At 62.4% G+C, this 13,486-nt stretch carries 11 protein-coding genes; 8 read left to right on the top strand and 3 right to left on the bottom strand.

What is annotated here, in order from left to right:
• Window positions 1-59: 59 nt before the first annotated feature.
• Entirely contained in the window at window positions 60-3,017 is a 2,958-nt protein-coding gene (uvrA, locus tag K3175_RS02165; protein ID WP_221541731.1) for an excinuclease ABC subunit UvrA, read from the bottom strand.
• Between the two features lie 364 nt (window positions 3,018-3,381).
• On the opposite strand from uvrA, the gene K3175_RS02170 reads away from it, so the two are divergent.
• The 4 genes from K3175_RS02170 (at window position 3,382) to K3175_RS02185 (ending at window position 7,892) form a co-directional block, all read left to right on the top strand.
• Window positions 3,382-4,299: a lysozyme gene (locus K3175_RS02170; protein ID WP_247710618.1), complete on the top strand. Its 918-nt coding sequence runs from the start codon at window positions 3,382-3,384 to the stop codon at window positions 4,297-4,299.
• Between the two features lie 12 nt (window positions 4,300-4,311).
• Window positions 4,312-4,854: an RNA 2',3'-cyclic phosphodiesterase gene (gene thpR / locus K3175_RS02175; protein ID WP_221541732.1), complete on the top strand. Its 543-nt coding sequence runs from the start codon at window positions 4,312-4,314 to the stop codon at window positions 4,852-4,854.
• A complete protein-coding gene (locus K3175_RS02180; RefSeq protein ID WP_221541733.1) occupies window positions 4,851-5,498 on the top strand; it encodes a hypothetical protein in 648 nt (215 codons plus the stop codon). The genes thpR and K3175_RS02180 overlap by 4 nt, the downstream gene beginning before the upstream one ends.
• A 147-nt stretch (window positions 5,499-5,645) precedes the next feature.
• Window positions 5,646-7,892 (top strand): M3 family metallopeptidase, encoded by a 2,247-nt coding sequence (locus K3175_RS02185; protein WP_221541734.1) that lies wholly within the window; start codon window positions 5,646-5,648, stop codon window positions 7,890-7,892.
• Window positions 7,893-7,914: 22 nt separating this feature from the next.
• Here the strand turns inward: K3175_RS02185 and K3175_RS02190 are convergent, their stop codons facing one another.
• Both K3175_RS02190 and K3175_RS02195 read right to left on the bottom strand, forming a co-directional pair.
• Window positions 7,915-8,205 carry a GCN5-related N-acetyltransferase gene (locus K3175_RS02190; protein ID WP_221541735.1) on the bottom strand — a complete coding sequence of 97 codons (291 nt, stop codon included), beginning with the start codon at window positions 8,203-8,205 and terminating at the stop codon, window positions 7,915-7,917.
• 59 nt (window positions 8,206-8,264) lie between these two features.
• Complete coding sequence (locus K3175_RS02195; protein WP_221541736.1) at window positions 8,265-10,211, bottom strand: TonB-dependent receptor plug domain-containing protein; 1,947 nt, start codon at window positions 10,209-10,211, stop codon at window positions 8,265-8,267.
• A gap of 411 nt (window positions 10,212-10,622) precedes the next feature.
• Between K3175_RS02195 and K3175_RS02200 the strand changes: the two genes are divergently transcribed.
• The 4 genes from K3175_RS02200 (at window position 10,623) to sucD (ending at window position 13,467) form a co-directional block, all read left to right on the top strand.
• Window positions 10,623-10,835 (top strand): hypothetical protein, encoded by a 213-nt coding sequence (locus K3175_RS02200; protein WP_221541737.1) that lies wholly within the window; start codon window positions 10,623-10,625, stop codon window positions 10,833-10,835.
• A 311-nt stretch (window positions 10,836-11,146) separates the two neighbouring features.
• Window positions 11,147-12,109: a malate dehydrogenase gene (gene mdh, locus K3175_RS02205; protein WP_221541738.1), complete on the top strand. Its 963-nt coding sequence runs from the start codon at window positions 11,147-11,149 to the stop codon at window positions 12,107-12,109.
• Entirely contained in the window at window positions 12,109-12,567 is a 459-nt protein-coding gene (locus K3175_RS02210; RefSeq protein ID WP_221541739.1) for a hypothetical protein, read from the top strand. Before mdh ends, K3175_RS02210 begins: the two co-directional genes overlap by 1 nt.
• Window positions 12,568-12,576: 9 nt before the next feature.
• Window positions 12,577-13,467: a succinate--CoA ligase subunit alpha gene (sucD, locus tag K3175_RS02215; RefSeq protein ID WP_221541740.1), complete on the top strand. Its 891-nt coding sequence runs from the start codon at window positions 12,577-12,579 to the stop codon at window positions 13,465-13,467.
• Window positions 13,468-13,486 lie beyond the last annotated feature (19 nt).

Here is a 13,486-nt window from a genome sequence, read left to right on the forward strand (position 1 = left end):
AGCTAGTCGCGGGAAGCCTTTTAGTACAAGGGGAAATTGCCGTAGCTGGATCTATTTTCCTATTCCGCCGCTTCCGGCTGCTTTTTCTTTGCCGCCGACTGCGGCGTGGCACGCTCCAGCATCGGCTTCAGGTAATGCCCGGTGAAGGACCCCTCCACCCCGGCCACCTTTTCCGGCGTGCCCTCGGCCACGATCTCGCCGCCGCGCACGCCGCCGCCCGGCCCCAGGTCAAGGATGTGGTCGGCGGTCTTGATGACGTCGAGATTGTGCTCGATCACCACCACCGAATTGCCCTGGTCCACCAGCCGGTGGAGCACTTCGAGGAGCTTGCGGACATCCTCGAAATGCAGGCCCGTGGTGGGCTCGTCGAGGATGTAGAGCGTCTGGCCGGTGCTGCGCTTGGACAGTTCCTTGGCCAGTTTCACGCGCTGCGCCTCGCCGCCTGACAGCGTGGTCGCCTGCTGGCCGACCTTGACGTAGCCCAGCCCCACCTCGTTCAGCATGTGCATCTTGTCGCGGATGGGGGGGACGTTCTCGAAGAAGCTTTCGGCATCTTCCACCGTCATGTCGAGCACGTCGGCGATGGAGTGGCCCTTGAACTTCACCTCCAGCGTTTCGCGGTTGTAGCGCTTGCCGCCGCATTCCTCGCAGGTGACGTAGACGTCGGGCAGGAAGTGCATCTCGATCTTGATCAGGCCGTCGCCCTGGCACGCCTCGCAGCGGCCGCCCTTCACGTTGAAGCTGAAGCGGCCGGGCTTGTAGCCGCGCGCCTGCGCTTCGGGGAGGCCCGCGAACCAGTCGCGGATATTGGTGAAGGCGCCGGTGTAGGTGGCCGGGTTGGAGCGCGGGGTGCGGCCGATAGGCGACTGGTCGATCTCGATCACCTTGTCGCAGTGATCGAGCCCGGTGACCTTGTCATGCGCGCCCGCGACCACGCGCGCCCCGTTGAGCGCCCGCGCGGCGGAGGCATAGAGCGTGTCGATGGTGAAGGACGACTTGCCCGAGCCCGAGACGCCGGTGATGCAGGTGAAGGTGCCGAGCGGGATGGAGGCGGTGACATTGTTGAGATTGTTCGCCCGCGCCCCGTGGACGGTCAGCTTCTTGCCATTGCCCTTGCGGCGCTGGGCCGGGACGGCGATCTCGCGCCGGCCGGTGAGATAGGCGGCGGTGAGCGACTTCTTGTTCTTGAGCACCTGTTTCAGCGTGCCCTCGGCCACCACTTCGCCCCCGTGGACGCCGGCCCCGGGGCCGAGATCGACCACGTAATCGGCGGCGCGGATGGCGTCCTCGTCATGCTCCACCACGATCACGGTGTTGCCGAGATCGCGCAGGCGCTTGAGCGTTTCGAGCAGCCGGTCGTTATCGCGCTGGTGGAGGCCGATGCTGGGCTCGTCGAGCACGTAGAGCACGCCCGACAGGCCCGAGCCGATCTGCGATGCGAGCCGGATGCGCTGGCTTTCGCCGCCCGACAGCGTGCCGCTGGTGCGGTCAAGGTTGAGATAGTCGAGCCCGACATTGTCGAGGAAGCCCAGCCGCTCGTTGATTTCCTTGAGGATGGCCTTGGCGATCTGGCCCTGCGTTTCGTTCAGCAGGCCCGGCAGCGCGAGGAACCACTCCTTGGCATCGGCCACGCTCATTTTGGTGGGGGTGGCGATATCGGTCGCGTTGTCGGGCCCGCCGACCTTCACGCTGAGCGCCTTTTCATTGAGCCGCTTGCCGTTACAGGTCTCGCATGGCTGCGCGGTCTGGAACTTGGCCAGCTCCTCGCGCATCCAGGCGCTCTCGGTCTGCAGCAGGCGGCGGTTGAGATTGCCGATCACGCCTTCGAACGGCTTCTTCACCGTGTACTGCTTGCGCCCGTCCTTGAAGGTGAGCGGGATGGCACGGCCCTTGGTGCCATAAAGGATGATGTCGCGGATTTCCTTGTCGAACTCCTCCCACGGGGTGGTGAGATCGAACTCGTATTCCTTGGCGAGGCTGGCCAGTACCTGCATGTAATAGGGGCTTGGCGGATTGCTCTTCGCCCAGGGCACCACCGCGCCCTTCTTCAGGCTCAGCGCTTCGTTCGGCACGACCAGCTGCGGGTCGAACAGCTGCTTTTCGCCGATCCCGTCACAGGTAGGGCAGGCCCCCTGCGGCGCGTTGAAGGAGAACAGGCGCGGCTCGACTTCCTCGATGGTGAAGCCCGAGACCGGGCAGGAGAATTTCTCGGAGAAGACGATGCGGTTGGCAGGCAGCCCCGCCCCCTTCATCGCGCCGCCCGCGGTCCCTTCGTCCTCGCGCCCCGGCACCACGCCGTCGGCCAAATCGACATAGGCGAGACCGTCGGCCAGTTTCAGCGCCTGTTCGAAGCTGTCCGCCAGCCGCGTCTCGATGCCTTCCTTGACCGCCAGGCGATCTACGACGACTTCGATGTCGTGCTTGAACTTCTTGTCGAGCGCAGGCGCTTCCTCGATCCCGTACATCTCGCCATCGATGCGGACGCGGGTGAAGCCGGCTTTCTGCCATTCGGCCAGTTCCTTGCGGTATTCGCCCTTGCGCCCGCGCACGACGGGCGCGAGCAGGTACAGCCGCGTCCCTTCGGGCAATTCCATCACCCGGTCGACCATGTTGGAAACGGTCTGCGCCTCGATCGGCAGCCCGGTGGCGGGCGAATAGGGAACCCCCACCCGCGCCCATAGCAAGCGCATGTAGTCGTAAATCTCGGTCACCGTCGCCACGGTCGAGCGCGGGTTTCGGCTGGTAGTCTTCTGCTCGATGCTGATCGCGGGAGACAGCCCGTCGATATGCTCGACATCGGGCTTCTGCATCATCTCGAGGAACTGGCGCGCATAGGCCGAGAGGCTCTCGACGTAGCGCCGCTGCCCTTCGGCATAGATGGTGTCGAACGCGAGGCTGGATTTACCCGACCCCGAAAGGCCGGTGATCACGATCAGCGCATCGCGCGGCAGGTCGATATCGACGCCCTTGAGATTGTGTTCCCGCGCACCGCGGACGGAGATTTTGGTGAGTGCCATAAAGGAGGCGTGTTCCCGTTCTGTTCGAAACTGTCAAGAGACGTTGCCGTCGCCGCGATGGAAGCCCTGGGGCCCGAAGCGCGAGCTGAGATGAAGGGGTAATATGGAATGCGCTTCGCCAATTCCAACCAGAGAGCGGCAGGAAGTTTCCCGGACTCGCCTCGCCTCGCAATTTCGAACAATCGACCCCCGATCTGTGGCCCAGATACGGTGAAGTGAGGACCCAATCGGGTCTGCGGACCGTTGTAGAGACACATAAGGCCATCCCGATGCAATTTTCTTTCGCTCGGTTGAATGAGCCTCCCGGGAGGTGAAATCGCGCCTCTTCGGCAGACTAATACCGTTACACGAGGCGCACCGCAGAATGTCAGAACAGAAAAAGCGAGAGAGCACCGCGCCGATCGACACCTCATCTCTTCGCCCCGCTTCCAAGAATTCCTTGCAGAGCGAGCGGCTGAAGAAATTGATGGAGGAACTCGATCGGCCGCTAGAGAACGAGAAGTGGACATCCACGCCGCACGCCGGAGAGCAGAAAAATGCGCTCGGCCTGATTGGCCGGATCCGCAGGCACCGCCGGCATCGCGACGAACTCAAGCGGGCACGCCGTGCCGCTTCGAAGGTCTATAGCGTCAAGCCCAAGCTTTCGACGCGCAAACGCGCATCGCTGATGATGGGCGTCGGCGCGATGAGCCTCGGGGCGTTTACCGGCCCAGTCCAGAAGTCACGTGCTCCGGCGACGGAATTTTCGATGGCGATTACGCCGCAGGATGAAGTTCGCAAGCCCGCGACTCTCCTGAAAGCCAGCGAAGATTTCAAGCAGGCGTTGATCGAGGAAGAAGGCGTGCGCTACACCGTGTATCGCGACGTTGCCGGTTATCCTACAGTTGGCGTTGGCCACCTCATTCGCCCCGCAGACAATTTGCGGGTCGGTGACCGGATCAGCGACGAGCAGGTTATCGAATTTCTTGAAAGCGACCTTGTGACAGCTGAACGCGGCGTGCGTATTCTCGTCGGGGATCTTCCCCTGCATCAGCATGAATTCGATGCATTGCTTGATCTTGTCTACAACGTCGGCCTTGGAAACGTCTCGGAACGCGAAAGCCCGCGCCTCAACGCTGCTATCCAGAATGCCGATTACGAAGCGATCGCCGCAGAACTGGATTACACCCATGCCGCCGGGCGCGTGGCGCGCGGACTGGAGTTCCGTTCAGAGAGACGGGCCAAGATTTTCATGGATGCGTCTTACGAAGATCCGCGGGAAATCGGCTCGACGATCTCCTGATAGGAGGCCGGGATGAGTTGCCGTCTGTTCTTCGCGCTTCGGCCGCCCTCCTCCCTTCGCGAGAACCTGCTAGATTTGATGGAGCAGGTCGATGTTGCGCGGTGGCAGGATGACGATCAGCTGCATCTGACGTTACGCTATATCGGCGAGGTCGATGAGAGCATGGCCGAGGATCTTGCCGACAGCGCCCGCCACATTGCCTTCAAGCCGCTTGAGCTTTCCATTGCAGGCTGTTCTTTTTTCGAAAAAAAAGGCATACCTCGCCAACTGTATGCGCGCATCGCTCCGAACGAGCGCCTGTCAGCGCTCCACCGCAGGCTCGATCGCTTGTGTGTGAAGAGCGGTTTGGAACCCGAACGGCGCAAATTCGTGCCGCATGTCACGCTCGCACGCCTGAATCAGGCCAGCGGTTCTCTCGGGCCTTTTCTGGCCAATCATGCGACGGTTCGCCTTGGCCCGTGGCATGTGGACGAGTATATATTGTATGAAAGCCATCTCCGCGAGCAGGGATCGCTTTACGAACCGCTTTGCACCTATTCCGCACGGATGAAATGATCTTACCTTATCGCCTTGCCCTGCCCCTTGTGATCGCCGCTTTGACGGGCGCCTGCTCTCCGGTACCGAACGACAGGTCCGCGCAGAGCCCGGGGCGCCAGAACCTGCTCAAGACCGTGGAAGCCAGTATCGACGGCGGCCCTGCCGAAAGCTGCCTGCTTATGGTATGGTCCGAACAGGAAGAGGATAGCGATATCGAATTCGACCGAGCAAACGACACGGTGAAAGGCGGCGCGATATCCTGCGCCACGGGCGCTACACCCAGCCAGTTCGAAGCCGCCATCGCCGCCTTGCGCGATGCCGCGCGCAGCGGGAACAAGGCCCGCATCCTCGACCAGATCGGGATCCCTCTGCTCTACATCGCGCCCGATGGCGAACGCCATGAATTGACCAAGGACCAGATCGATACGCTGTTCGACGACGTCTTCGACGCCCGAATGCTCGATCTGCTGCAACGGCTCGACCTGTCGAAGATGACGGTTGAAAAGGACCAGGGCGCGTTCTTCGAACTCGGATCACTGTGGCTGGTCGTCGATGAAAGCGGGCAACCCCGCGTAATGACCGTGAACCGTCAGGCGCTCGACGAAGCGGCCGTGGCTGCCCGCGACCAGGCCGAACGCGGCCAGGGCGAACCGATCGAGTAGTCGTCGTTCGCAGAGTGCCATGAGCGGTTGAGCGCCGCGGCCTTGCCCTTGCGCTTCAGTCCACGTTCAAGCAGACTGATCACAATGGCAACCAATTAGCGCATCCGCGCATTCACTCGTTGATTTAAGTAGAAATACGGAGAGATCATGAAGGCCCACATTCTGGCCACGACAGCCGCAGCCGCCCTTCTTTCAGCCTGCACCACCGCTCCCGGAGGAGAAATGGACCCCATCGCCGACGCCGCCGTAGACGCGGGCATTTCGATTCCCAAGGGCACCGGATACTTCGCTTCCGACAGCGACCTGCCGTTCCAGGCACCGAATTTCGATGCGATCTCGGAAGACGATTACATCCCGGCGTTCGAACAGGCGATGCGCATTCACAAGGCCGAGATCGAAGCGATCAAGGCGAATCCGGCACCGCCGACCTTTTCCAACACCATCGTTGCGCTCGAAAAATCGGGCCGCATGCTCGGCCGGGTCAGCCGCGTGTTCTTCGCCCTTACGGGTTCGAACACCACCGACCGGCTCGATGAAATAAACACCGAGATCAGCCCCAAGCTGACCGCCCATGGCGACAGCATCACGCTCGACCCCGTGCTGTTCCAGCGCGTGAAGGCGGTTTACGACAACCGCGCCGCAATGAGCATGACGCCCGAAGACGCGACGCTGCTCGAAAACACCTATGAAGGCATGGTCCACGCCGGTGCGCTTCTCACCGAAGCCCAGCGCGAGCGCGTGAAGGCGATCAACACCGAACTGACCACGCTGACCACCGAGTTCGGCCAGCAGGCGAAGGCCGCCATGGCCGATCAGCCGGTCATCTTCGACAATCGCAGCGATCTTGCCGGCCTGTCCGACAGCGACATCAAGGCTGCCGCCGATTTCGCCGCGGAAAAGGGTTTCCCCGGCAAATACGCCATCGCCCTGCAGAACACCACGCAGCAGCCTTCGCTGCCGAGCATGGAAAACCGTGCCGCGCGTGAGAAACTGTTCATAGCGAGTTTCCACCGCGCCGACGGCACGACCGATTTCGACACGCGCCAGCTGATCGCCGAAATCGCCGAATTGCGCGCCGAGAAGGCCGCCCTGTTCGGCCAGCCCGACTGGGCGACCTATGCGATGTGGGACCGGATGGCGGAAACGCCCAAGACCGCGCTCGACTTCATGGAACAGATGGTCCCCGCCCTGGCCGCCACGCAGCGCCGCGAAGCCGCGATGCTGAATGCGGCGATCAAGGCCGATGGCGGCAATTACGAAGTGAAGCCGTGGGACTGGTATCGCTATGCCAACCGCATCAAGGCCGAACAGTTCGATCTCGATGAAGACGCGATGACCGAGTATTTCCAGCTCGACAAGGTGCTGGAAGACGGCGTGTTCTATGCTGCGGACAAGCTTTATGGCCTGCGCTTCGAACGCCGCACCGATCTACCGGTCTACCATCCCGATGTGTGGACCTACACTGTGTTCGATCGCGACGGCAGCGAACTGGGCCTGTTCTACTTCGACCCGTTCCAGCGTCCGTCCAAGCGCGGCGGCGCCTGGATGAGCAACTTCGTGGACCAGAGCTTCCTGTGGGACACCAAGCCGGTGATCTACAATGTGCTCAACATCCCGAAGGCACCGGCGGGCGAGCCGCAGCTGGTGAGCTTCGACAATGTGAACACCATGTTCCACGAATTCGGTCACGCACTGCACGGCTTCTTCGCCGACCAGCGCTATGAAAGCCTTTCGGGCACCGCAACGGCGCGCGACTTCGTGGAATATCCGAGCCAGGTCAACGAAGTCTGGGCGACGTACCCCGAAGTGCTGTCAAACTATGCCAAGCACTATCAGACCGGGGAAACCATCCCGCAGGCGATGATCGACAAGATCGAAGCCGCGTCCAAGTTCAACCAGGGCTATGATTTCGGCGAAGTCGTCGAGGCTGCCCTGCTGGACATGAAATGGGCTGCTCTTTCGAAGGAAGAGGCTGCGGCTCTCGATACGCCGGCCAAGGTCGACGCGTTCGAGCGCAATTCGCTGAAGGAGCTCGGGCTCGAAATCGACCTCGTCCCGCCGCGCTATCGCAGCACCTATTTCAACCACATCTTCAGCGGTCCCACGGGCTATTCGGCCGGTTACTACAGCTATCTGTGGACCGAGATGCTCGATCGCGACAGCCGCAAGTGGTTCATGGAAAACGGCGGGCTGACCCGCGCCAATGGCGATCACTATCGCGAAACCGTGCTCAGCCGCGGTGGCACGATGGACTATTTCAAGATGTTCGAGAACTTCGCCGGTCGTGCACCCGACGTGACGCCGATGCTCGAAGCCCGCGGCCTGATCGCTGGCGACGAGGCAGCGGATAGCGAAGTATCCGACGGCGCGCTGCCGGGCAGTGCAACCGAGTAAGGGAATTCAGCGGGGCAGGCCTTCAGAGCTTGCCCCGCCATTCCAGAGAGTTGCGATTGAGCGCGGCCAGATCCGTCCTCCCCGCAAGACAATCCTTGCCTAGCTTTACGGCGTCCTTCAGCACCCGGTCGGGTGCTTTTTTGTAGGCCGGCGCGGCAATGTGTTTGGTCCATTTCGCGCCCACCGCATTGTCGAGCAGGATGCGCTGGAAACAGTGATCGAACCGCACCGGCCAGCCCCGAGCGGACGCGCAGGCGGGCATCCGGACCCGGGTCAGCTCGAACCATTCCGCGACGAGGGCTTCTCTGTCCATGACAGGGAAACGGCCCGCGAGGCGGCAAGTGCCGGGAGCGCGAGGCCCCCGGCGAGCTATTACATCTTGGCCCGCACGCCGACGAAGGCGCCGCGCCCAGCAGTGCCGTAACCGGCAACCGTCTGGTATTCGGCGTCAAAGACGTTTTCCACGCGGCCGAATAGCTCGAGCCTTTCGCCAAACGCCATGGAGGCGCGCAGGTCGAGGATCTCATAGCCATCGAGGCGCGTGAGGTTGGCGGGATCGTCATAGCGCGAACCACTGATCCGCAGGTCCGCGCCCAGATCGAGGCCGAAGCCGGTCCGGTAATCGGCAAACAGCGTGCCGAAATGACGGGGCCGCCGCGCCAGGTCGAGGCCGGTCTCGCGATCTTCGCTGTCGACCAAGCTGTAGACGCCAGACAGGCGCAGACCCTCGATCACGTCAACACCGGCCTCCGCTTCGAGACCCTGCGCGCGTGCCCGGCCGACATTCTGATAGACGCCGAACTGGCCGGGCGTGCAGGTCGCGGGCGCACCCGCACCGAAGCAGGAGACATAACCAATGAGATTGTCGCTATCCCGGCGGAAACCCGTGAGCGCCAGATAGAGGCCCGCCTCGCGCTGTCCCTTCTCGATGCCGAGATCGAAGCTGGTGCTCTGCTCCGGCTCAAGCTCTTGGTTGCCGTAATCGGAATAGAGCTGGAAGAGGGTCGGGGCCTTGTATCCCTCGCCCAGGCTGGCGCGCAGACGCAGGTCGCTGCCAATCCGATAGCTGACATCGCCGCCGAAGGTGGCTTCGGTCCCGAAATCCTCGTGATCGTCGACCCGGCCGCCGACATGCGCCGCCAGCGGCCCCATCACCCAGCCGAGCTGGGCATAGGCGCCGGTCGTCTCGACCTCGGCCGTTCCGTCGGAACTGGTGCGATAGTCGCTCCACTCGTGCTCGCCGCCGAATGCCGCGACAAGGCCGCCCAAGAGGCGATATTCACCGCGCAGCGCGAGGCGCTGGCTGTGGCCGTCGCTGGCGAAGGTTTCCAGCCCCTCGCCATCGCGGTTCGTCCGCTCGGTGTCGGCCATGCTGTAACTGCCGCGCAGGGTCAGGTCGTTGCCATAATAGGCAAGACCGACATCGCCCCAGTGGCGCGTGGTCTTCTGCGTGTCGGCGCTGTCCACCAGCCCATAGGGGGGCGCGGATGCAAATCCGTCTATTTCAAGGTCGCCCTCGCTGAAATTGGCGTGGGCGAAGGCTTCGAGACTGTCGGTCAGATCGACGAAGGTGACCATGCCGAGCGCGAGCTGGCGAAAGCCGTCGTTCTCGGTCCCGTCGGCCGCGGCGGAAAAGCCATCGGTAGAGAACCATGAGCCGGTGAGCCCATAATAGACCCCGGCATCATCGACTCCGGCCGAGGCGCTGGCAAAAAGCGTGTCGCGCGCGCCGTATTCCACGCTGCCGCGCGCCCCTGTTTCCGTGCGGGTGGAAATGTCCATCACGCCGCCCACCGCATCGGAGCCCCAGATCGTGCTGTTGGACCCGCGCAGGATGTCGAACTTGTCGATCGTGCCGGTGAGGAGATTGCCAAAGTCGAAGCCACCGGCTGGCGAAGAAGGATCGGAGACGCGCACTCCGTCGACCAACACGAGAACCTGCTCGGCATTCGCGCCGCGGATGTTGACGCCCGTCACGCCGCAGATCCCGCCATTGCGAGCGAGCGAGAGCCCCGGAACCCGGCGCAGAACGCGGGTCGGGTCGGCGCCCTGCACCCGGTCGATTTCTGCGCTGTCGATCACGCTGACTCCCTGACCGGTGTTGCGGATATCCGTACCGAGCCCATTTGCCGTAACAGTGATGGCCTGCGTGAGCGGGAGATAGCCTTCATTGCCCGGCGCGGTGACCAGTGGGTCATCCTCCTCGATCACCTCATCTTGCGCGGCCACGATTTCGGCCAGTGCATCCTCGGTGGAATTCTGAGCCTGGGCCGATACGGAGAGAACGGAAACAGAAACGAATAACAGGTATTTATACACGAAAGCTCCGATGAAATTTGAAGCCGCCTTGCCCCTCAAAACTGGGCTGCAGGCGAATTCTGCAGGGCCGGACCGTTCGGCCCGCCCCTTGATCTGCGCGCCTTTAAGTGCCCGCCTCCACGCTGACAAGTTCTGGGGCCGAGCTTGGCAGTAACTGGCATCGGAAGGACCCGCGCCTCCCAATCGTAAACGGTCTCGAAAGCATGCTGAGGAACCCGCGGTTAGGCGATCATGGGTAAACACGCTGGCATGGGGAATGCCGGTGGGGACCGGCAGGACAGGGGAGTTTCACGGTCGATGCCCTTTCGATTTGCGCCCGCGCGCAACGCGGCGAATTCGCCGATTGCAAGAATCCTGAAACGTGCGCCGCTTAAGCTCGCAGCCAACGATCACGACGGGATATTTCTTGGGATGAAAGACACCACACAGGACGCTCTGCGCCATTTCGCCGCCCATGGCCTGCGCGCCGCCAAAATCGCCTTGGGGAATGCCTCCGCCGCTGCAGCAGCAGCGCATGACGAGGATTACCGCTACTGGCTCGGTATCTGCCGCGAGCTGGATGCGCGCGCCGCGGCCCAATTCGAAGCTGCCCGCAGCGTGCCGGAAACCCGCCTCCTGGGTTGATCGGAACTGTAACGGGCGACAGGCGACCACGCCCAGCGTGTGGTCGACGCTTCGCAGTTCGCACCGAATCCGGAACGACCATTCGGCCTGGGCGTCTGACAGGTATAACCACAGCCCGACGGGTTTATTGCTACTGCAAACCATTTGCAAAGATAGTTTGCAAGGTCAGTCCGTTAGAGGTTGCAATCCCTTTTTCGCAGGCCTAGGTCGCAGTCCGAACACCGGGCGCGCGCACCCACGCGGGACAGGCGTCGCGCCATAGCGGTCCAGACATCACCGTCCCGCGAGGCTCGTAAAGGACGCATCCCCCTATGGCACGCAAGAAGATCGCGCTTATCGGTTCCGGCATGATCGGCGGCACGCTCGCCCATCTCGCCGCGAAAAAGGAAATGGGCGACATCGTCCTCTTCGACATCGCGGAAGGCATGCCGCAGGGCAAGGCGCTCGATCTCAGCCAGTGCGGCCCCGTCGAAGGCTTCGACGCCAAGATCACCGGCTCAAACGATTATGCAGACATCGCCGGCGCCGACGTGATCATCGTCACCGCCGGTGTGCCGCGCAAGCCCGGCATGAGCCGCGACGACCTGCTCGGCATCAACCTCAAGGTGATGAAGGCGGTCGGCGAAGGGATCAAGAACAACGCGCCCGACGCATTCGTGATCTGCATCACCAACCCGCTCGATGCGATGGTCTGGGCGCTGCGCGAATTCTCCGGCTTGCCGCACAACAAGGTCGTCGGCATGGCCGGCGTACTCGACAGCGCGCGCTTCGCCACCTTCCTCGCCTGGGAATTCGATGTCTCGGTGAAGGACGTGAACGCCTTCGTCCTCGGCGGCCACGGCGACACCATGGTGCCCGTCACCAGCTACACCACCATCAACGGCATCCCGGTCAACGACTTCGCCAAGATCAAGGGCGTCGATCAGGGCCGCATCGACGAAATCGTCGACCGGACCCGGAAGGGCGGCGGCGAAATCGTCGGCCTGCTCGGCAACGGCTCGGCCTATTACGCCCCGGCCACCAGCGCGATCGCCATGGCCGAAGCCTATCTGGGCGACAGCAAGCGCATCCTGCCCTGCGCTAGCTATGTCGAAGGCAAGTACGGCCTCGACGGCCTCTATGTGGGCGTCCCCACCGTGATCGGCGCGGGCGGCACCGAGGAAGTGATCGAGATCGAACTGTCGGACGAAGAGAAGAGCAACCTCAAGGTCTCGACCGACGCGGTCGAGGAACTGCTGGAGGCCTGTAAGGGGTTGGATAGTTCGCTGGCATAATGCTGACGTCCGCCATCATCCTTGCGCTCACAGCGGCGAACGGTGCGAATGCAGAGCTGACCCCTCTGAACTTGCACCTGAAGCCGATATTGAACGCATGTGTACTACTTGACATGTCGATAACGTCGCCTGAAAACGAATTTGCGGCTGCCGGTTGGACCAAGCTTGAAGGCGGTTGGCTTTCTGACGACCAACGAACCGTTGTCATGACGACTTGGCCTCGCAAGGGTGATGATGCAGCAAGCTGTTCGGTCTATTCAACGCAGTACTCAGTTGCCGAGCTTCATGCTTGGTTCGTAGGTCGCATTGGCGAAGCAAACTCGATCCCATGGGATCCAAAAACCCCGATCGCGGCATGGCGGATCGATATTAACGACCATCCTGCCGCCATCTACGTCGCTCATGACCATCATCCCGAGACCGGTGCTACTTCGCCCGTCATTCACATCCTGCAATAGGAACAGCGCATGTCCATCCTCGTAGACAAGAACACCAAGGTCATCACCCAGGGGATGACCGGCAACACCGGCACCTTCCACACGCAGCAGGCTCTCGATTACGGGACGCAGATGGTTGCGGGTGTGACGCCTGGCAAAGGCGGTACCGATCATATCGGCCTGCCGCAGTTCAACACTGTCAAGGAAGCAAAGGCCGAAACCGGCGCGACCGCATCGTGCATCTACGTGCCGCCGCCATTCGCGGCCGACGCCATTCTCGAAGCGATCGACGCCGAGATGGAACTTATCGTTGCCATCACCGAAGGCATTCCGGTGCTCGACATGGTCAAGGTGAAGGCCGCCCTCACCGGCTCCAAATCGCGCCTCATCGGCCCGAACTGCCCCGGCGTGCTGACGCCCGGCGAATGCAAGATCGGCATCATGCCGGGTTCGATCTTCAAGAAGGGCAGCGTCGGCGTGGTCTCGCGCTCTGGCACGCTGACCTATGAAGCCGTTCATCAGACCACCATGGTCGGCCTCGGCCAGACCACGGCTGTCGGTATCGGCGGCGACCCGGTCAACGGCACCAACTTCATCGACGTGCTCGACCTCTTCCTCGACGACGACGACACCAAGTCGATCATCATGATCGGCGAAATCGGCGGCAGCGCGGAAGAAGAAGCCGCGGCCTTCATTAAGGAACAGGCCGCCAAGGGCCGTAAGAAGCCCATGGTCGGCTTTATCGCGGGCCGCACGGCGCCTCCGGGCCGCCGCATGGGCCATGCTGGCGCCATCGTTTCGGGCGGCCAGGGCGGCGCGGACGACAAGATTGCAGCGATGGAAGATGCGGGCATCCGCGTCTCGCCCTCGCCCAGCGAACTCGGCACCACGCTCGACGCGATGCTGAAGGAACTCGCCTGATCACGCAGCGCGGAAAGGT

The sequence above is a fragment of the Qipengyuania aestuarii genome (assembly GCF_019711535.1).
GTDB lineage: Bacteria > Pseudomonadota > Alphaproteobacteria > Sphingomonadales > Sphingomonadaceae > Qipengyuania > Qipengyuania aestuarii.